The sequence below is a fragment of the Caballeronia sp. HLA56 genome (genome assembly GCF_054655155.1).
In genome coordinates this window covers 1,190,297-1,209,280 of the sequence record NZ_BAAHOB010000005.1, presented here as the reverse complement: position 1 = coordinate 1,209,280, position 18,984 = coordinate 1,190,297, and the positions used below count along the sequence as shown (strand labels likewise).

Annotated in this window: 16 protein-coding genes and 1 pseudogene; 9 read left to right on the top strand and 8 right to left on the bottom strand. The window is 61.8% G+C overall.

Annotated features, from left to right (window positions below; all coding sequences use genetic code 11):
* Positions 1-264: 264 nt before the first annotated feature.
* The 5 genes from ACYQ47_RS25215 to ACYQ47_RS25195 all read left to right on the top strand — a co-directional run bounded on the left by ACYQ47_RS25215 (position 265) and on the right by ACYQ47_RS25195 (position 5,846).
* Positions 265-1,527: an oligosaccharide flippase family protein gene (locus ACYQ47_RS25215; protein WP_459907463.1), complete on the top strand. Its 1,263-nt coding sequence runs from the start codon at positions 265-267 to the stop codon at positions 1,525-1,527.
* Positions 1,524-2,333 carry a glycosyltransferase gene (locus ACYQ47_RS25210; RefSeq protein ID WP_250509389.1) on the top strand — a complete coding sequence of 270 codons (810 nt, stop codon included), beginning with the start codon at positions 1,524-1,526 and terminating at the stop codon, positions 2,331-2,333. The genes ACYQ47_RS25215 and ACYQ47_RS25210 overlap by 4 nt, the downstream gene beginning before the upstream one ends.
* Before the next feature lie 123 nt (positions 2,334-2,456).
* On the top strand, positions 2,457-3,596 hold the full coding sequence (locus ACYQ47_RS25205; protein ID WP_459907460.1) for a glycosyltransferase family 4 protein: 1,140 nt from the start codon (positions 2,457-2,459) through the stop codon (positions 3,594-3,596).
* A gap of 24 nt (positions 3,597-3,620) precedes the next feature.
* Positions 3,621-4,691 carry a UDP-glucose 4-epimerase GalE gene (gene galE, locus ACYQ47_RS25200; protein WP_459907458.1) on the top strand — a complete coding sequence of 357 codons (1,071 nt, stop codon included), beginning with the start codon at positions 3,621-3,623 and terminating at the stop codon, positions 4,689-4,691.
* 45 nt (positions 4,692-4,736) lie between these two features.
* A complete protein-coding gene (locus ACYQ47_RS25195) occupies positions 4,737-5,846 on the top strand; it encodes an MraY family glycosyltransferase (RefSeq protein ID WP_244826018.1) in 1,110 nt (369 codons plus the stop codon).
* Between the two features lie 46 nt (positions 5,847-5,892).
* Here the strand turns inward: ACYQ47_RS25195 and ACYQ47_RS25190 are convergent, their stop codons facing one another.
* The 3 genes from ACYQ47_RS25190 to ACYQ47_RS25180 all read right to left on the bottom strand — a co-directional run bounded on the left by ACYQ47_RS25190 (position 5,893) and on the right by ACYQ47_RS25180 (position 7,816).
* Positions 5,893-6,360, bottom strand: coding sequence for a hypothetical protein (locus tag ACYQ47_RS25190; protein ID WP_250526153.1), 468 nt, complete (start codon positions 6,358-6,360; stop codon positions 5,893-5,895).
* Positions 6,357-6,824 carry an ImmA/IrrE family metallo-endopeptidase gene (locus ACYQ47_RS25185; protein WP_309962614.1) on the bottom strand — a complete coding sequence of 156 codons (468 nt, stop codon included), beginning with the start codon at positions 6,822-6,824 and terminating at the stop codon, positions 6,357-6,359. The genes ACYQ47_RS25190 and ACYQ47_RS25185 overlap by 4 nt, the downstream gene beginning before the upstream one ends.
* A 170-nt stretch (positions 6,825-6,994) precedes the next feature.
* Positions 6,995-7,816, bottom strand: coding sequence for an alpha/beta fold hydrolase (locus tag ACYQ47_RS25180; protein WP_459907455.1), 822 nt, complete (start codon positions 7,814-7,816; stop codon positions 6,995-6,997).
* A gap of 287 nt (positions 7,817-8,103) precedes the next feature.
* On the opposite strand from ACYQ47_RS25180, the pseudogene ACYQ47_RS25175 reads away from it, so the two are divergent.
* Positions 8,104-8,187: pseudogene (locus ACYQ47_RS25175) on the top strand (DegT/DnrJ/EryC1/StrS family aminotransferase); the annotation flags it as partial.
* Between the two features lie 169 nt (positions 8,188-8,356).
* On the opposite strand, the gene ACYQ47_RS25170 reads toward ACYQ47_RS25175, so the two are convergent.
* Positions 8,357-9,439: a glycosyltransferase family 4 protein gene (locus tag ACYQ47_RS25170; protein ID WP_459907453.1), complete on the bottom strand. Its 1,083-nt coding sequence runs from the start codon at positions 9,437-9,439 to the stop codon at positions 8,357-8,359.
* A complete protein-coding gene (locus ACYQ47_RS25165) occupies positions 9,440-10,687 on the bottom strand; it encodes an oligosaccharide flippase family protein (protein ID WP_244826027.1) in 1,248 nt (415 codons plus the stop codon).
* 397 nt (positions 10,688-11,084) lie between these two features.
* Here ACYQ47_RS25165 and ACYQ47_RS25160 point away from each other — a divergent pair, with 397 nt between their 5' ends.
* The gene (locus tag ACYQ47_RS25160; RefSeq protein ID WP_459909306.1) at positions 11,085-12,266 is read left to right on the top strand and encodes a glycosyltransferase; all 1,182 of its coding nucleotides are present in this window, start codon (positions 11,085-11,087) and stop codon (positions 12,264-12,266) included.
* An 81-nt stretch (positions 12,267-12,347) separates the two neighbouring features.
* Here the strand turns inward: ACYQ47_RS25160 and ACYQ47_RS25155 are convergent, their stop codons facing one another.
* On the bottom strand, positions 12,348-13,487 hold the full coding sequence (locus ACYQ47_RS25155) for an acyltransferase family protein (RefSeq protein ID WP_459907451.1): 1,140 nt from the start codon (positions 13,485-13,487) through the stop codon (positions 12,348-12,350).
* 463 nt (positions 13,488-13,950) lie between these two features.
* Here ACYQ47_RS25155 and ACYQ47_RS25150 point away from each other — a divergent pair, with 463 nt between their 5' ends.
* Together ACYQ47_RS25150 and ACYQ47_RS25145 are read left to right on the top strand one after the other, a co-directional pair.
* A complete protein-coding gene (locus ACYQ47_RS25150) occupies positions 13,951-15,429 on the top strand; it encodes a hypothetical protein (protein WP_250465396.1) in 1,479 nt (492 codons plus the stop codon).
* 20 nt (positions 15,430-15,449) lie between these two features.
* Positions 15,450-16,652, top strand: a complete 1,203-nt coding sequence (locus ACYQ47_RS25145; protein WP_459907449.1) for a glycosyltransferase — start codon at positions 15,450-15,452, stop codon at positions 16,650-16,652.
* 7 nt (positions 16,653-16,659) lie between these two features.
* Here the strand turns inward: ACYQ47_RS25145 and ACYQ47_RS25140 are convergent, their stop codons facing one another.
* Both ACYQ47_RS25140 and ACYQ47_RS25135 read right to left on the bottom strand, forming a co-directional pair.
* Positions 16,660-17,118 carry a hypothetical protein gene (locus ACYQ47_RS25140; protein WP_244826034.1) on the bottom strand — a complete coding sequence of 153 codons (459 nt, stop codon included), beginning with the start codon at positions 17,116-17,118 and terminating at the stop codon, positions 16,660-16,662.
* Positions 17,119-17,248: 130 nt separating this feature from the next.
* On the bottom strand, positions 17,249-18,982 hold the full coding sequence (locus tag ACYQ47_RS25135; protein ID WP_244826035.1) for an FAD-dependent oxidoreductase: 1,734 nt from the start codon (positions 18,980-18,982) through the stop codon (positions 17,249-17,251).
* Positions 18,983-18,984: the final 2 nt, after the last annotated feature.

Here is an 18,984-nt window from a genome sequence, read left to right as displayed (position 1 = left end):
CGCACTTATAATCGCTGTCTTTCAGCGCTTTCCACGTTTTCATGCTGCGCGTCGCGGTAAAGCCTCGCGCGCTCATTCTAATCCAATGCCTAATCGCTCTTTCGCCTCGATGCCCGGGAATGAGGCGCCTTCGCGCGCCACCACACAAAACTATTTTCCGTTGCGGCGAACGTTTGTCACGAAGCTGGCGAAAATCGAGAAAGCGTCGGACCGTCAGGTTTTGCTAGCACACGGCATGCCCGACCACGCCTCGGTACGCGCGGCATGAAGACGTTGACGCGCTCGGGCAATCCGGACGTCGCGCGGGCGCTCGCCAACATCGTCTGGCTCGGGCTCGAAAGGCTGACGCAGATTGCGGTGGCCATCGTCATTTCGGGGCTGCTCGCGCGCTATCTCGGCCCGGACGCGTTCGGCAAATGGCAGTACGCGAATACGCTCTTGCTCGTCATCGCGCCGATCACGTGGGTCTGCGGCGCGGAAATTCTGGTGCCGACCATCGTGAAGGAACCACCCGCGCGCACGGGCGTCGTGCTCGGCAGCGCCTTCGTGCTGCGCATCGCGGTATCGGCGATTGCGCTCGTCGTGACCTGGACATGGATCGCGGCGGGCTTCACCGACCCGCTCGTGGGCGCCATGCTCGCCGGTCTTGCGCTCACCATGTTGTTTCGCGAGCCGTTCATCGGCTTGATTAACGCGTGGCTGCAGAGCATGACCTACAGCAAGCCGCAATTGATCGCGAGCATGTTCACGGCCATCGTCAAGGCGGCGCTCGTCTATGCCTTCGTGCGCATGGCGATGAGCGCGGCGAGTTTCGGCTGGCTGTGGGCGCTGGAAGCGGCGGCGATAGGCGGCGTGCTTCTCGTGTATTACATGCGGCGGCACGGCGGCAGGCTCGGCTGGCACTTCGACCGCGCGCTCTTCAGGCACTTCGCGAGCGCGGGTACGGTGTTCTGGATCGGCCTCATCTGCATGTATCTGTTCCTGAAACTCGACCGGCTGATGCTCGCGCATCGCGTATCGTTCGCGGAACTCGGGCTTTATTCCGCCGCGCAGCAATTGAACGAGAACTGGATCGCGCTTGCGCTGATGCTGGCGCAGACCATCGCGCCGGCGTTCGTTTATCGCGTGACGGACACCGCGCAACTAAAGCGCAATCTGTGGCGCCTCTTCGCGCTGACCGCCGTTTTGATGGTCGCCGGCGCCGCCGTGCTCGACGCCCTCGCGGGCTTCATCATCACGCGAGTCTTCGGGCCGAACTATGCGGGCGCCACGGAAATTTTCCGCTGGGCGGTGTGGCTTTCGGTGCCGGCGGGCATCGAGGCAATCGGCAATCTCGTGGTCCTGAAATTTCAGGCGAAGTACGTGCTGCTCGCGAAATGGCTGCTCGCGCTCGGCGTCGCGTTCGCGGTGAATGCGTTCGCCATTCCGCGCTTCGAAGGCTACGGCGCGTTGATCGGACTGGCTGCGGGTTATCTGGCGGCGGCGTCGGTGAATTTCTATTACATACGCTTGCGCCTGTCAGCATGAACGCTCTCTCCGATGTTGCCGTCCTCATTCCCGCGTACAACGGTCAGGCCGACCTGGAACGCACGCTCGCCTCGTTCGATGAAACGTCGCCCGTGCAAGTGCTGATCGTCGATGACGGCAGCACGCCACCCATCGTCGCGCCGATCATCGACGGCATGCGGATCGCGATTCTGCGACTGCCGGAAAACGGCGGGATCGAGCGCGCGTTGCAGGCCGGCATCGAAGCGCTTGCCGCGCGCGGTTTGCGCTACGCGGCGCGTATCGACAGCGGCGATCTCGCGACGCCCGGGCGGCTCGCGATGCAGCGTGCGTATCTCGAGGCGCATCCGCGTGTAGCCGCGCTCGGCATGTGGACGCACGTGGTAGCCACCGGCGGCGCGCCGCTCTTCGATCTCACGCCGCCGACCGAACCGGACACAATCCGCCGCATGATGCTCGCGCGCTCGTGCTTCGCGCATCCCTCGCTGATGCTGCGTGTCGAGGCGGTGCGCGAGGTCGGCAACTATCGCGCGGACTATCGCGCGGCGGAAGACCTGGATCTGCTGCTGCGTCTGCTTGCACGCTACGACGGCGCGAATCTGCCGGCGTTCGGTCTCTACTACGAGCTGAACGAGAACGGCATCAGCGCCACGAAACGCCGCACGCAGACGCTGTCAACGCTGCGCCTGCAATGGCGTTACTTGCGGGCGGGCAACGTGTTCGACTGGGCGGGCATCGGCAAGAGCATTGCGCATCTGCTGCTGCCGTATCGCGCGCTCAAGGCGTTGAAGGCGAAACTGCTGCGGCCTTCCACGCCCACGAAATAGTTGCACCCTGAACTTATTGTTGAATTGCTTTCGATTGATTTTGCGCTACGGTTGGCCGTGCACAAGCGCAAGCGCGCGGCGTGTTCCGCCTTGCACGGCGAACCGTAAAAAAACGACTCCCGGATGACGAAACCACCGCAGCGCCTTCGCATCGCCCTCGTGTGCAACACGGCATGGGCCATTTATACCTACCGGCGCGGCGTGCTGCGCATGCTGACGGACAACGGAGCCGAAGTGACGATCATCGCGCCGCGCGACCGCACGTTCGAGCCGCTGGAGGCAATGGGCTGCCGCTGCGTCGAATTGCCGGTGGCGTCCAAAGGCACGGACCCGCGTCAGGACCTGAAGACGCTCGTCGCGCTGTATCGCGAATATCGCGCGACGCGTCCGCATCTCGTTTTCCACTACACGATCAAGCCGAATATCTACGGCTCGCTTGCGGCCATGCTGGCGCGCGTGCCTTCGATTGCGGTGACGACGGGACTCGGCTACGTGTTCATCCAGAAAAGCCGCACGGCGCAGATCGCCAAGCGGCTTTATCGCTTTGCGTTCCGTTTTCCGCGCGAGATCTGGTTTCTGAATCAGGACGATCTCGCCGCCTTCAACGATGAAAAACTGCTTGCGCATCCGGATCGCGCGCGCCGTCTGCATGGCGAAGGCGTCGATCTCGACGAGTTCGCCTTCGAGCCGTTGCCCGAACGCGAAGACTTCGTGTTCATCCTGATCGGGCGGCTCTTGTGGGACAAGGGCGTGGCCGAATACGTGGAAGCGGCGCGACGGCTCAAGCGCCGCTATCCGCATGCGCGTTTCCAGTTGCTGGGGCCCGTTGGCGTCGATAATCCCAGCGCGATCGGCCGCACGGACGTAGAAGCGTGGGAGCGTGAGAATATCGTCGAATATCTGGGCGAAGCGAACGACGTTCGGCCGCTCGTCGCGGCGGCGGATTGCGTCGTGCTGCCTTCGTATCGCGAAGGCGTGCCGCGCACCTTGATGGAAGCCTCCGCAATGGGCCGTCCGATCGTCGCGACCGACGTGCCCGGCTGCCGCGAAGTGGTCGCGCACGGCGAAAACGGCCTGCTTTGCGAAGTCAAGAGCGCGGACAGCCTTACTGCGCAACTCGAAAGCATGCTGACGCTGCCACGTAGCGAGCGCGAAGCAATGGCGCAACGCGGCCGCGAGAAAGTCACCCGCGAATTCGACGAAAAAAATGTCGTCGAACGATACAAGGGCACAATACACGCCATAACCGGCATTTCACTCTGAATTTCGATTTCTGGGGAGCACACGATGAATGGCAACGGGGCGCATGAGAACGCGGCGCAGGACACGGCACAAACCACCTCGCGAGGCACGATTCTGGTGACAGGCGGCGCGGGCTTCATCGGCTCGCATACCTGCGTCGAACTGCTCGGCGCGGGCTACGGCGTGGTGGTCATCGACAATCTCGTCAACAGCCGCGCGGAGTCGCTCAAGCGCGTGGAGCGCATTGCGGGCAAGCCGGTGGCGTTTTATCAGGAAGACGCGCGCGACGAAGACGCGCTTCGCCGAATTTTCGATGCGCACGAGATCACCGGCGCGATCCACTTCGCCGCGTTGAAGGCGGTGGGCGAATCGGTCGCGAAGCCGATCGAGTACTACAGCAACAACATCGGCAGCCTGCTTGCCGTGCTCAACGTGATGCGCGAGCGCAACGTGCGCAACTTCGTGTTCAGTTCGTCGGCAACGGTGTACGGCGTGCCGCAAAGCGTGCCGATCGACGAGAGTTTTCCGCTGTCCGCGACCAATCCGTACGGGCAATCGAAGCTCATCGCCGAGCAAATTTTGCGCGATCTCGAAGTGTCCGATCCGTCGTGGCGTATCGCGACGCTGCGCTATTTCAACCCGGTCGGCGCGCATGAAAGCGGGCTCATCGGCGAAGATCCGGCGGGCGTGCCGAACAATCTGATGCCTTACGTGGCGCAAGTGGCGGTCGGCAAGCTGGAACGCCTGCGCGTGTTCGGCAGCGACTACGAGACGCCCGACGGCACCGGCGTGCGCGATTACATTCACGTGGTCGATCTGGCGCGCGGGCATATTGCCGCAATCGATGCGCTGAAGTCGCTCGACCGAAGTTTCGTCGTCAATCTCGGCACGGGACAAGGCTATAGCGTGCTGGATGTGGTCAAGGCATTCGAAACGGCGTCGGGCAAGCCCGTGCCTTACGAACTCGTGCCGCGCCGTCCGGGCGACGTCGCCGCTTGCTACGCCGACCCGGCCGCGGCGCTCGCGCTGATCGGCTGGCGCGCGGAACATGGCATCGAGCGCATGTGCGCGGATCACTGGCGCTGGCAGTCGCAAAATCCGCGAGGATTTGCCTGAGGCGTCGCGGCGCCTTGCTTCACTCGTATCAACCGGTCCTATTTCATGCTTAGTTTCGCGCTTGCTTTTCTGGTGTCGCTGCTGGTGACGTTGTTGATCGTGCGGTTCGCGCACCTGCATGAAGGCGTGCTGGGCGACACCGATCTTGCCGGCGTGCAGAAGTTTCATGCGCGACCGGTGCCGCGCATCGGCGGCGTCGGCATTTTGTGCGGACTGACGGTATCGGCCGTGCAATTGCGATGGAGTTACCCGCTCGTTTCGGGCGGGATACTCGGCATCATCGCGTGCGGCATGCCGGCGTTTCTCTCCGGCCTGATCGAAGACATGACCAAGCGCGTGACGCCGCTCATCCGGCTTGTCTGCACCATGGCGGCGGCCGGGCTCGCGTATGCGGTTCTGAATATCGCGGTGACGCGCATCAGCGTGCCGCCGCTCGACTTTCTGCTTTCCTACGCGGTCATTTCCTGCGCGGTCACGGTGATCGCGGTGGCGGCGCTCGCCAACGCGGTGAATATCATCGACGGCTTCAACGGCCTCGCTTCGATGGTCACGTTCATGATGTTCGCCTCGCTCGCCTACGTGGCGTTTCAGGTGCACGATCCAGTCGTGCTGTCGGGCTCGCTCATCATGATGGGCGCGGTTATGGGCTTCTTCATCTGGAATTTTCCGGCGGGACTGATCTTTCTCGGCGATGGCGGCGCGTACTTCGTCGGTTTCATGCTCGGCGAACTGTCCATCCTGCTCGTGATGCGCAACCGCGATGTCTCGGCATGGTATCCCGTGCTGCTTTTCATGTACCCGATCTTCGAGACGTGTTTCTCGATCTACCGCAAGAAGTTCATTCGCGGCATGTCGCCGGGAATTCCGGATGGCGTGCATCTGCATATGCTGGTTTACAAGCGGCTGATGCGCTGGGCGGTCGGCGTGCAGAATGCGCGTGAACTCACGCGACGCAATTCGCTGACTTCGCCCTATCTCTGGCTGCTATGCCTGATTGCGGTGATTCCCGCGACGTTGTTCTGGCGGCACACGCTGCATTTGTTCTGTTTCGTGATGGTGTTTGCGGCGACTTACGTGTGGCTGTACATCAGCATCGTGCGATTCAAGGTTCCGCGATGGATGGTGTTTCGACGGCCGCACGTGGTGCGCAAGTGAATCATGTTTTCTAAACCGCCCGTGTCTTGCACGGGCGGTTTTGGTTTCAGGCGGGGGATTTGGGGCTGCGACCCAGATACTCCTTTAGAGCATCGCCGATTTCGCTGATGACCGTTTGCCAGATGGTGACGCTGTTCTTGTTGTCGTCTTTGTCTCCGAGTTGCCGGAATACCAGGCGGACGATGGGCAGCATGGACACGGCGACCAGTGAAGCCAGCACCACAAGCGGCGCCAGCAACAACTCGACATGCGATGAATAGTTTCGGGCTGAAGAACCGAAAATGCGCCAGCCGAACGTGATAATCCACGCGGCTAGCATGACGAGAAGAACTGCGATCAATCCGGCCATACCGATGAATGTGTAATGCCTGAACCTTCGATATTGCCGTCGGTCGGCAACCTGCTCTCTCAGTAAATACGGATGCACTATCGTTGTCACTGATAGCTCCTCAGCGTCGGTATCCAGATAGACCCGTTCGTCTCGCACTTTCGCCGACCCAGCTTCTGCGTTCATGAAACCCATCCCATTTGCCCCAACTTGATCGTCATTGCGCCTTGGCCGACATGAAACTGTTCGCTCAATTTTTTTATGCTCGTGATATTCCTTTTGTCGATAAGAATGTCGACCGCAAAACCCGGGATGAGCAGCTCCAGCGCGAAAGTATTGGCTTGTAACTCGACCAATCTTCGCGGCACTTCCACGAACTGCTTCGCCGTATCGACGAAGGAATTGCCATGTCTGAGAGCGAAGTGCCCAAGTTCATGCGCAATTGAAAATCGCTGCCGCCGTTTCCCCTCGCGCGAATTGATGTAGATATGCGGTTTGCCGTCCACTCTCTCGAAGCGCCCGAAAACCTCGCCCATATCAGGATCGAAGTTGACCGTTACGCCTGCCGCCCGCGCGATGGCCTCCGGATCGACCGGCAACCGACCATCCCAGTACTTCGAATATAGATACTCCGCCGTTCTTATTGGCATAATCCTGCCCTCCATCAACAAAATAACCCTCGCGTCAATTACTTCGTCATCCTTCGCGATCCTGTCGTCTGGAGTCTATCATCCACGATACATCTATCCTGCGCACCTTATCCGAATGGCCAACGCGTAACGCGTGACTCGCCTGCAAGAACGAGTCACGCAAAGCCTGTTTAACTCTCGACGAAAGCCAGCAAGTCCGCATTCACCTTATCCGCCTCGACCGTGCACATGCCGTGCGCGCCGCCCGGATACACCTTCAACGTCGCATTCTTCACGATCTTCGACGCCTTCTCCGCCGCCGCGCCGATGGGCACGATCTGGTCGTCGTCGCCATGCAGAAAGAGCGTGGGCACGTCGAACTTTTCGAGGTCGGCCGTGTAGTCCACTTCCGAGAACTGCTTGATGCACTCGTAATGCCCCTTGATGCCGCCGCGCATGCCCTGCAGCCAGAAGAGGTCGCGCACGCCCTGCGAAATCTTCGCGCCTTCGCGGTTGTAGCCGTAGAACGGCATCGTCAGATCCTGATAGAACTGCGAGCGATCCGCCGCCACACCCTGGCGTATGCCGTCGAAAACGTCGATCGGCAAGCCGTCCGGATTTGCCTCGGTCTTGAGCATGAGCGGCGGCACCGCACCGATCAGCACGGCCTTGGCCACGCGCTTCGTGCCATGCCGGCCGATGTAATGCGCGACCTCGCCGCCGCCCGTCGAGTGGCCGACGAGCGTGGCGCCCGTGATATCGAGCGTGTCGAGCAGCGCGGCGAGATCGTCGGCATAAGTGTCCATGTCGTTGCCTTCCGACGGTTGATCCGAACGACCGTGTCCGCGACGGTCGTGCGCGATCACGCGGTATCCCTTGCCCGCGAGGAAAAGCATTTGAGCGTCCCAGGCATCGGCGTCGAGCGGCCAGCCGTGCGAGAACACCACCGGCTTGCCGCTGCCCCAGTCCTTGTAATAGATGGAGGTGCCGTCTTTCGTCTTGATCGTGCTCATCGTGTGGAACTCCTCGAAAATCCAACAATTGGGAGAAGCGCGGTTTCCGCGCTGCAGCCTGCGCCAATGGCGATGCCTATCACGCACGCGCGCGATTTCTGCAGTGAAGTGTGAAGCGATTGTGTGACCGGCGGACGTGATGCGAACGGCAAAGCGCCGCATCCGAAGCGCGTGCTTGCCGAAGCCTGGAAGGGATCGAGGCGATGGCGGTCCGGACAGCGACCGTGGCGCAAGCCCTCAATTGATACGCGAAAAATTATGAGTGCGCCAGTGTTGAATCGACGGGAGTGGATATGAACCGGCTTTACGCCATCGCGCGCGCCCACAAGCCGCGCGTGATCGAAGACGCGGCGCAGGCGTTCGGTTCGAGCTGAAACGGCAAGCGGTCGCGTCTTCCGGATTCGGAGGGAAGGACAGCGGCGCAATGGCCGCTTGCACGCAGAAGATGTGAAAAAACCTCGGCGCGGCGCCAGGTCGAACATCACGCCGGCGCAAAGCCTCGACGAACGCCCGCTGCGTCAAGCCATCAACGATGAAACCTCAAGCCGGCGCGGCCCCACGCGGCAGCGCCTGCGTGACCTGACGCGCCACCGCGAGATATCGCGCGGCGGTATCGGCGAGCGTGAGCCCACCAAGCGGACGATGCGAGCGAGGCTCGGTCAGCGCGCGCACGAGCGCGTCCGCATAAGCGTCGATATCGTCGGGATCGCAGAGATGCACGCCCGGAAAATCCGCCGCGAAGCTGAACGGCCGAATGGTGCTCGCCACCACCGGCACGCCGGACGCGAGCGCCTCCAGAAACGCGATGCTATGCCCTTCCGAACGCGACGGCATGGCGAACACGTTCGACGAGAACAGCAGTTCCGCGACATCCGAACGCGGACCTTGCAGACTCACGCGATCCGACAATCCGAGCTTGGCGATGAGATCGCCGACCGCCGCGTGATACGCCGGATCTTCGATCACGCCGCACAACAAGAGCCGCGCGGACGGCACTTTCTCGACGACGCGCTGAAACGCATGCACCGTGGAAAGCTGGTTCTTCACCGACGTATAGCGGCCGATCTGCACGATCTGCGCTTCCTTCGTCACGCTGCCGGCCGGACGCTTGCCGAAGCGCGCCATGTCGACGCCATTCGGAATCAGCGTCATCGAAGGATGACGGCCCACCGCGTCCACATAATCGTCGATATTGGCCGGCGACACCGCGATCACCGCGCGCGCCCGCCGCGACAACAAACGCTCGACGCGCCTGAAGGCTTCGCTCTCGAAGTCGTTGGTAGCCGAGTGCATCACATAGACGATCGGCACGTTGAGCGGCAGCATGCGCGCGTAGAACGCGGGAATGGTCGCGTGCGCGAAGAGCACGTCGGCGCGCGCGTCCTTGATCGTGCGATACAGATTCCACAGCTTGCCGAAGCGCCCGTACATGCGCTCCGGGAACAGACACTCCACGCCATTCGCGACGAGTTCCGCCTTGAGCGCCGTGAAATCGTCGTGCGCCGGCACGAGTGAGGCCACCGCCACCGACTCGCCGCCCTTTTGCTGATGAATCGCCAGATCTTTCGCGAGCACTTCGGCGCCGGACAGACGCGGTGCAAGTACGAGGTGAACTATGCGCATTCAAGCCTCCCTGACGATACGAAACAGCATCCATGACGCCGCGGCGCCGAGACCGAGCGTCATGGCCCAGGCAATACCCGTCACGCCCCACAGGTGCGTCGCGATGGGCACGGTCACGCACAGCACGATGGCCTGCACGATCGACGCGTGCGTCGCCACCTTAGGCATGCCGACCGCGCGCAGCCACGACACCAGCACCGCGATGATCGCGCCGATCGCCATGTTGATCACGAAAATACGGAAGAGCGGCACAGCCGAAAGCCATGCCGGTCCGAGCACGAGATTGAAGAGCGGCTCGGCGGCCAGACGCAGCACGATCACGAGCACCGTGAGCCCGACGCCCGCGATCAGCAGATAACGCGTGAAGAGCTTGCGCGCGCCTTGCGTATCGCGCCGGTGATGCTCGGAGAATGTCGGAAACAGATACTGCGACATGGCGATGGCGGCATCGGCGAGGAGCATCTGCGCGAGCTTCGACGACATCTGATACGCGCCCAGTTGCATCGGCCCGAGCAGCTTGGCGACGACCACCTTGTCGAACTGATTGAGCAGCAGATTGACCACGCTGCCCGCCCAGATCCAGCGGCTGAAACCTACGTAATGCGAGATGCCCGCAACCGAGAAGCGCAGCGGCGGACGCGGCGACATGCTGCTCCAGGTGAGCGTGGTCTTGAGTATCTCGCCGGCGACGAGGCCGATCAGCACCGAGTAGGCGCCCGCGCCCGAGAGCGCGCAGATGAGGCCGACGGCGCAATCCGTGAAACTCGCGGAACACTCGACGCCCGCGAGCTTCTGGAAGCCGCGCTGCCGCGTCACGATGAAATACGCGGGCGATGCCACGCCGCGCACGATCGGCAACACGGCTGCAAGCAGGATCAGCCCGATCGAGCCGCTCATATGGAACTGGCTGCTCATGAACGGCGCGAGCACCGCGAGCAAGAGACCGATGAGCACGCCGCGCATCGCGAGCGTGGACCACACCGCGCCGAGTTCGTTGTGCGTGGGCGCATCGCGGCCTTGCACGACGGCTTGCGCGAGCCCGGTATCGGACAAGGATTCGGCGATAGCCACCGCGAGCAGCGCGATGCTGACCGCGCCGATTGCCTCGGGTCCGAGAATCCGGCCGATGGCGAGAAACTTGACGGCGACGAAGCCGCGCACGACCACTTGCTGCAGAAGCACCCAGAATGCGGCGTCCTGCTGGAAACGCCCGCGCGCCGGTATGAAAGGTAGCCGGACAGATCTCACTCGAATTCCCCGCGCTGCTGTTATTTCGTTGGCGTGGCGTTCGCGCTTGAGGCCTGGCGCGCTCGACCACCTTGCGCGTCGCGCAACGCTCCCATTCCGGACGACGGGTGCGCGCGTGACGCCGCTTCTTCTTCAGGCGACTGTGCCAAAAGTATCGTGGCAGCGGTTGCGGCGGACGACAACGCGTAGTCGAAATCGGCCCGAAATGGGTGTCAATGCGGGTTGACGAATTTCAAAGCGTGTCCCCGCACACAGGGCGTACGCGGAAAAACGCTGAAATTTGGCCGTTGCGTACGCAGTGGCGATGCTAACGTCGGTTTCGTCGGCGTTATGGCGTGGCGCGAGCCATCTCGCGCTCAATGTGCGTTCACATCTGCCGGATGCAACGGTGAAATCAATGGCGAAAGATCAAGTCCTCATCATCGAGCCCAATTTCAGCGGGCATCGCTGGCGTTATGCCGAATGGGCCGCGAACGCTTACATGGAAGCGGGGTATCGCTGCATCATCGTGACCGAGCCTGGCAACGCGGCGCATCCGCTCGTGAAGAAGATTCAGGAGCAAGGCGGCGATGCGCTCGAAGTCATGATGGTCGCGCCGCCCGTGCGTCATGGGCGCGGCCTGCACTCGGTCAGCTACGTGCGCGCGCATCAGGACTTCAAGCATTTCTTCGATACCGCGAGCCGTGGGCGTTCCATCGCGCTCGTCGTGGTGCCTTACGTCGATTACTTCCTGCTCGCTTTGCCGTTCCTGCGCTCGCCGTTCGGAAAGACGCCGTGGGTCGGCATCACGATGCGTTCGAATTTTCATCATCATCTCGTGGGTGTGCGCGCGCCGCGCCGGCCGCTCGTGAATGCGGTGAAGGGAAGACTCTTTGCGCGCGCCATTCGCGTGGGCGGCATGAAGACGCTGCTGACCATCGACCCGACCTTGCCGGACTGGTGGAAGCGCAACGTATCCGCCGCTCGCGACACGACCTCGATCGAATATCTCGCCGATCCGTTTCCCGACGCACGCGCCGCCGAGCCTTCAGCGGCTCGCCAGCGCCTCGGCTTGTCCGATGGACTGCATGTGCTCGTCTACGGTGCGATCAACGAACGCAAGGGCCTTTTCGAACTGATCGAAGCGCTCGCGCAACGCCCGAGTGCGCAGTCGCCGACGCTCGTCATTGCCGGCGCTCAGGACGAAGACGTGCGCGCTCGGCTCGCAACGGCAATCGCAAAGTTGCAGGCGCCCGTGCCCGTGGTGTTCGACCGCTTCATTCCCGCCGAGATGGAGCTGGATCTCTTCTCGGCCTGCGATGCCGTCTGGCTCGGATACAAAGGGCACTACGGCATGAGCGGCGTGCTCGTGCAGGCGTTCCGCTTCGGCAAGCCGGTGATTGCCACGGCGGATGGCTTGATCGGATGGTTCTGCCGCACGGGAGAGCTTGGGCCTGTGGTCGACGAGCTTTCGCCCGCTGCGATCAATCAGGCGCTCGACGATGTGCTCGCACGACGCGTGGCGCCGTTCGCATCGGGGCATCTGCTGGAGCGCAATACGCTTCTGCAATTCAAGGAGACGTTGCGGCAGGCGGTTTGATGGCGTTTTGCGGTGCATCAACGACAGAAGCCGCCTTTCCTCACGAAAGGCGGCTTCTTTTTTCTTGCTCCCGTAAGCCGATCAAGCCTGCGGCTCAACCGCCGAAACCGGCACCTCCGCCTTCCGCTTCGCCGGAAAGAGCGCGTCCCGAATCCTCAAGAACGGAAACTCGACAGCGCGCGTGGTCACGTATCCCACGACGATGGCAATAGCGAACTGCGCGCCCATGATTGCGAACCAAGCGGGAATGGCCGGCACATGCAGCGCCGCGGCCCGGCGAATGAGCATGTCGCCCGGAGCCAGCGCCAGCGAATGCCAAAGATAGATGCCGTATGAATACACCCCGATCCATCCGATCACGCGATAAATCATGCTCTGCCTGGTCGACTTCGAATATTCGAGCGTCAGCACGATGAGCGCGCAGAATCCGATCGCCTGGATCGTATAGCCGATACTCTGATCGAGCGCCACGTTGCGCGTTCCGAAGACGAGCCACAACACGACGCCGACGACCATCGCGATCAGCAAGTGCTTTTGCGCCGCAATCGAACGATAGATATTCGGCTTGAGCCAACGAACGGTCGCGAGCATCACGCCGAACAGCAAGCTGTCGATGCGGTACTGCGTATAGAAGAAGGTCTCCTCGAGATGCCCGTTATAAACCGCGATACTTCGTGCAACCAACACCACCACGCAGATCGATCCCAGTACGGCAAGAATCGTCTTGAAATCCGCACGCCACCGCGCCAGCACGATCAGAAGCAACGGCAGGAACAGATAGAAATGCTCTTCGACGGCAAGACTCCAGGTCTGTGCAATCGACGAACCAAAGAAGTTCTGCATGTGCGTGAGATTCTGCACGAGGAAGGTATCGGTCGGATGCCGTCCCGCCACCACATGAAACAGAATCAGCGCGTAATAAGCAGGCCAGATCTTGAAGATCCGACGCACGATGAAGCGCCCCGCATCGATACGTTCCTCTTGCGCGTATTGCTTGAGCAGCAATCCGCCGACGAGATAGCCGCTCAGCGTGAAGAACAAATTCACGCCTTCGTGCCCGAAGCTCTTGAGCGGATACTCGATCGCCGCGATAAACGCGCTACCCGTGGGATACGAATGGAAGTGATATCCCATCACCGCGATGATCGCGAGACCCCGGATGAAGTCGAGCTCGATCGAGCGACTCGCTCCCTGAATGCGCGGCACGCCGAACAGGCTCATGTCTTCCCCCTTCTGCGAAGGTCTTTCTGTTGTAGTTGACGCCGCATTTGACTGTCCCGTCGACGGCGCGCGCACGCACGCTCGTGCACGAACAACGAGCATCGCGGCTGTCCAATAATCGGTCCAGACTATCGTTGCGATCCGCCAGAATCGCGCAGTTAGCCGACATCGGCGAATCTCGTATGCGCGCTCGGCAACAATGTCTTTAAGCGCTCACGGCGAGCGTGGTGCGGCGCACATGGGTGTCCGTCGTTTCGCGCCTAACGCTAGTCGCAAAACGCCGCCGCGACGGCATGCTCGAAAACCCGCTGATATATTCGACCCACAAATACGGGGCTCCCGGAACCGTCGCATCCATCAACAGCATCACGAAACGAAACGCGACTCAGGCTTTCCGGGTATGCAGCGGCAGACGCCGCGAGGATATGAAGCTCGAAGAGCTTTGCGATCTAAAGAGAACGCCATGCGCAACAAGTTCGCCGTCGTCTGGATCTGGCTCTTCCTGCTGCCGCTCGCTTTCGACTTCAAGGCCGCCGAGACAGCCAGCAAGGCCATCCAGATTCTTCTCACCGTGCCTTCCATCGGCGCCGCCATCGCGCTTATGCTGATCGGACCGCGCTTTGCTTATCGCTCGCGGCTGCGCACGGTCATCACGTCGCTCTTCATGCTCACCATGGTCGGCAGTATCGCCACGCAGGTGTTGCAGGGCAACGACTCCGGCAACTACATGCGCGTGATTCTGCCGTTCCTCCTGATGCTGCTCGGCTATTTCGTCGCATGCCGTCCGTGGGACTCTCAGCGTCTCGAACAGATCGAACGCGCAATGTACTGGTCGATGATCGCCTCGCTCGTCTTCAGCTTCGCCTACGGCATGGCAACCGGCGGCGGCCTCGACAGCGTGCGCTTTCGCATCGTCTCCGTGACGTTCCTCTGCTTGCAAGGACTGTTGCTGCATGAGTTCGTCATCGCGCGGCGCGTCACCAAGTTCACCGCGCTGCTGTTTCTCGGCACCGTCGTGATCGAACTGCTCAGCGTGACGCGCAGTCTGCTCGTCGGCACCATCCTGCTGTTCATTTATGCGACCTGGCTTGCCGCGCCGTCCATCCGCCATCTCTTCACGGCCGGCTTGCGCGCGGTCATGATCGCGGCGCTTCTCGGCGCGATGGTGGCCGCGTCTGCCGCGTTCTTCCCGAGTGTTGCCGAGCACTGGGCGCAACGCATGTCGTTCTCGAAAGACACGGAGTCCGGCCGCGATCCGACCACCATCACGCGCCTTGCCGAGATGAAGGATCAATACGATCAGACGATGGCCTCGCCACTCTCCGTCGCGGTCGGTCTCGGTTACGGTCACGACTATCGCTATTCGCCGACGTATCTGCCGGACCTCGCCGGTCAGATGACCAAGAAGGATTTCTACGCGATCAAGGAATGGGCGGCCGGCCACAACTTCTGGGTCTATCAGTTCTTCGCGGGCGGCATCATGTTCGGTATTGCGTTGCCGATCGCGTTGCTGTGGGCGCTCTATCGCGGCTCCATGGCGTATCGCGCATGGAAGCATCGCGCGCCGGATGTGATGTATCTGCCGGTGCTCGGACGCGCGTTGCTCGTGGTCGCCTCGCTGCCCGCGACGTCGGTGGGCGGCAATCCACTCGGCAACCGTTTCTCGGGCATCGTGTTCGGCGTCGCGCTCGGTCTGCTGGTCGCCGCCTATGCGCGCATCGCTCATGCATTGCGCACGCGTGCGGCTGAGACGGCGGCGCCGCGGCCATCGTTCAGAAGTCCCTTCGGTCCCGTGCATCCCGACATGCAGCCGTTTTTCGAGCCCACGCCCGATGCCTTGCCGACGCACGCATCGCACGCACCGGGCCTCACGCATGGTCATCATGACGACGGCCGGCGCGATTCGCCGCCGGGCGCGAGCACCTTCGCGCCGTCCGCCTGACACGAGCCAGTTCATACGCCATGAAGATTCTGCATCTGCTTTCCACTGTCGATCCACGCGCGGGCGGTCCCATCGAAGGCGTGCTGCAAAGCGGCATCAGCATGCAGACGATGGGCCATGAGATCGAAGTGGTCTCACTCGACGCACCCGATGCACCGTGGCTTGCGAGTTTTCCCCTGCGTCTTCATGCGTTGGGGCCGGCGCGCGGCTTCTACGGACTCACGCCGAAGCTCGTGCCGTGGCTCAAGGAACACGCAGCGCGCTTCGATGCCGTGATCGTCAACGGTCTCTGGCAGTATCACGGCTACGGCACGTGGAAGGCTCTGCGCGACAGCAGCGTGCCCTATTACGTGTTTCCGCACGGCATGCTCGATCCGTGGTTCAAGCGCACGTATCCGCTCAAGCATCTGAAGAAAAGCCTCTATTGGCCGTGGGCCGAATATCGCGTCCTGCGCGATGCGCGCCGCGTGCTGTTCACGACGCAGGAAGAGCGACTGCTTGCACGCGAGTCGTTCAAACTGTATCGCGCGAATGAGGAAGTGGTCGCGTTCGGCACGCGTCCGCCGCCCGCCGATTCCACCGCGTTGCGCGAAGCGTTCCTGGCGAAGTTTCCGCAACTCGCGGGCAAGCGCACCATTCTGTTTCTCGGCCGTATTCACGAGAAAAAAGGCTGCGACTTGCTGCTGAAGGCGTTCGCCAACGTGCGCGATATCGACACGAACGCGCATCTCGTGATGGCCGGTCCCGACGACAGCGAGTTCGCCGCGAATCTGCGTACGCTCGCCAAGGAACTCGGCATCGAGACTCGCATGACGTGGACCGGCATGCTAAGTGGTGATTTGAAGTGGGGCGCGTTTCGCACGAGCGATGTCTTCGCGCTGCCTTCGCATCAGGAGAACTTCGGCATTGCGGTTGCGGAAGCGCTGGGTTCGCGCTTGCCGGTGCTGATCTCCGACAAGGTCAACATCTGGCGCGAAGTGAAGGAAGACGGCGCGGGAATCGTGACGACCGATACCGTTGAGGGCGCCGCCGATGCGTTATCGACCTGGCTGCGCATGGATACCGCCGCGGTCGAAGCCATGCGCGAGCAAGCGTTCAAGACCTTCATGCAACGCTTTCATGTCGACGCCATGTCGAAGGATCTCGTCCGCGTGCTGCGCGACACGGCGGGACCGCGCGGCGGCAGGACCGATGCCTTGCGTTTGAAGCGGCAGGCCGGTTGATGCGTGCTTATTTCGCGACCAGATTGGCCTTCAGGTAATCGACGAAGCCGTTCTGCGTGGCGATGATCTTTTCCGCGCAGCCGTTGTAGTCCGAGCCCACGGTGCGCTCTTCGCCGTACATGTCGCGGCATTGCGCATATAGCACGATGGTTGCGCCACTGCCCTTCGCCGTGCGCGTCGCCGAATAGACCGGCTTGCCTGAGCCTGAAGGCATGTCGGTGTCGATCGCGACATCGTCTGCGCGCAACAGACGTTCCTTCGAACTTTTTTCCACATACGTCTTCGTCAGCTTCCAGGCCGCGTCGCATTGCGCCGCGTCGTTGCATTCGACGGTCGCGTTGCGCTGCGCCTCTTCGAGCGATTGCTCGGTGCGCGTGAAGCGGCCAGCCTTCTGCGCCTCGGTTTCGGAGAACGAGCAGGCTACGAGCAAGAGCTGGGCAAGTGTCAGGGCGATAAGCAGTTTCACGAGCGATATACCTAAAAAAGCCGGGTGTGGACGGCGATTATAGCGATGCCCGCTCGCACGCATCAAAACGAAACGCCGCCGGTCCTCGACGACCGGCGGCGTTTTGCGCTTCAGGTGCTGCTGCCCTGCCTCACGCCTTGCTCAGATCACCCGGCATATGCATGGCCGATGCGGCCATCGGCATTTCCTCGGTGACGATACCCTTGAGCGGCGTGCCGGACGAAGAGACGAGCGTCGCTGCCGGCGTGCTTTCATCGTTCTTCAGCATGCGGCCGAGATGGCTACCGAGACGCAGGGTCATCGCGGCGATCGTGATGGTCGGGAAGTTTGCGCCAACCGTCGGGAACACCGAGCTGCCCGCCACATACAGGTTGCTCATGCCGTGAATCTTCAGGTTGCGATCGACCACGCCTTCCTTTTCCGAGTCGTGCATGCGCGTCGTGCCCATGTGATGCCATGTGCCTTCGAGCTGCGCGGGCCACGGCTTGCCTTCGAGCGGCTCGTCGAGCTCCACGTCGGCCACGCCGCCGCGCTTCAGTTCCTCGGCAAGAAGCGTCACCGTGCGATCGAAGGTGCGCTTCACGAGCTCGGTCACTTGCCAGTCCACCGACACGCGATTCATTCCGAGCGCGTCTTTCTGCGCCGAGAGCGTGACGCGGCTGTCGCGATTCGGCTCCGCTTCCACGATCGTCTGAATCTTCACTTCGGTGATGAGCGAACGCGGTTGCAACAGACGCGCAAGACCGAAGCACGCGGTATCGACGGGATGCGCCATCATGGTCATGAGGTCGCCCGCCATGCTGTAGCCCGGCTGATCCTTCTTGAGCATGGCCTGTTTCGCGCGGATCAACGCCTCGGAACCCTCGGTGTTCTCACCACGGAACACCGAATAGAACCACGAGCGCGCGTTCAGGAGCTTCTCGCGTTCCAGCACGGACTGCGTGAGCGCGAATTGCGAAGAGATGAACGTACCGTGCGCCGAGACCGCCTTGTTCTGATAGTGATACTTGATGTCGTAGAGCTTGTTGCGCGCCCATTCCTTCTTGAAGTTCACCTTCGCCGACATGATGCGCGGATGGTCCATGAAGTAACGGCCCACCAGATCGTTGCCGTTGCCGAGACCCGCCTTCTGCACCTTGTTCGACGACAACAACAGACGCGCGTTTTCGATACCGCCTGTCGCGAGCACGAAGACCTTCGCGCGAATCGCAAAGCGCCGGCCGCTGATGGTGCCGATATCGATCTTCGTGACGGTGCGTGCGTCGGTGTCGGTGTCGATGTTCATCGCGTTCGCGTACAGCATCACGCGCACGTTCTTCGCATCGAGCAGATGCTTGCGATACACCTTGCCGAAGCGCACCGGCGGGCTGAACTGCGAGATCGTGTCGCGCACCTTGCCCGTCGGGAATGGATGACGCTTGACATCCGAACGATGAATCGCCGCTTCCCAGTAGGCCGGATCGAAATTATTCTCGCCGAGCTGCAGCAGTTGATGCGTGCGCGCATAGTAAGGGCGCAACTCGTCCAGGCTGAAAGGCCAGCCGCTGTCTTTCACCCAGTCGCGCTTTTCGAAATCCCACGGATCGAGCGGACGGCACCAGCCGCCCCAGCAATTGCTGCTGCCGCCGAGAAAGCGGCTGCGGCAACCGTCGGCGAACTCGTACGGCACGCCGACGTTCTCGCCGCGATACAGATCGCGCGTTTCGTCGTCCGCTTTGTACCCGCCGCTTTCCAGGAGGCACGCGTCGATGCCCTGCCTTTCGAGTTCGAGCGCCAGCGTGATGCCGGCCACCCCCGCCCCGACGATGCAGACCGTGGTATCGATTACCGCGCCTTGCTCTACGCTTCGGCTGTCAATGAACATGC

What these genes read in the sequence shown, in the direction of transcription:
- ACYQ47_RS25180 (WP_459907455.1), bottom strand. Translation starts at nt 7,816, where the DNA reads ATGAGCACGATCAAGACGAAAGACGGCACCTCCATCTATTACAAGGAC.
- ACYQ47_RS25145 (WP_459907449.1), top strand. Translation starts at nt 15,450, where the DNA reads ATGAAGATTCTGCATCTGCTTTCCACTGTCGATCCACGCGCGGGCGGT.
- ACYQ47_RS25195 (WP_244826018.1), top strand. Translation starts at nt 4,737, where the DNA reads ATGCTTAGTTTCGCGCTTGCTTTTCTGGTGTCGCTGCTGGTGACGTTG.
- ACYQ47_RS25135 (WP_244826035.1), bottom strand. Translation starts at nt 18,982, where the DNA reads ATGTTCATTGACAGCCGAAGCGTAGAGCAAGGCGCGGTAATCGATACC.
- ACYQ47_RS25155 (WP_459907451.1), bottom strand. Translation starts at nt 13,487, where the DNA reads ATGAGCCTGTTCGGCGTGCCGCGCATTCAGGGAGCGAGTCGCTCGATC.
- ACYQ47_RS25150 (WP_250465396.1), top strand. Translation starts at nt 13,951, where the DNA reads ATGCGCAACAAGTTCGCCGTCGTCTGGATCTGGCTCTTCCTGCTGCCG.
- ACYQ47_RS25190 (WP_250526153.1), bottom strand. Translation starts at nt 6,360, where the DNA reads ATGAACGCAGAAGCTGGGTCGGCGAAAGTGCGAGACGAACGGGTCTAT.
- galE (WP_459907458.1), top strand. Translation starts at nt 3,621, where the DNA reads ATGAATGGCAACGGGGCGCATGAGAACGCGGCGCAGGACACGGCACAA.
- ACYQ47_RS25210 (WP_250509389.1), top strand. Translation starts at nt 1,524, where the DNA reads ATGAACGCTCTCTCCGATGTTGCCGTCCTCATTCCCGCGTACAACGGT.
- ACYQ47_RS25160 (WP_459909306.1), top strand. Translation starts at nt 11,085, where the DNA reads ATGGCGAAAGATCAAGTCCTCATCATCGAGCCCAATTTCAGCGGGCAT.
- ACYQ47_RS25170 (WP_459907453.1), bottom strand. Translation starts at nt 9,439, where the DNA reads ATGCGCATAGTTCACCTCGTACTTGCACCGCGTCTGTCCGGCGCCGAA.
- ACYQ47_RS25205 (WP_459907460.1), top strand. Translation starts at nt 2,457, where the DNA reads ATGACGAAACCACCGCAGCGCCTTCGCATCGCCCTCGTGTGCAACACG.
- ACYQ47_RS25185 (WP_309962614.1), bottom strand. Translation starts at nt 6,824, where the DNA reads ATGCCAATAAGAACGGCGGAGTATCTATATTCGAAGTACTGGGATGGT.
- ACYQ47_RS25215 (WP_459907463.1), top strand. Translation starts at nt 265, where the DNA reads ATGAAGACGTTGACGCGCTCGGGCAATCCGGACGTCGCGCGGGCGCTC.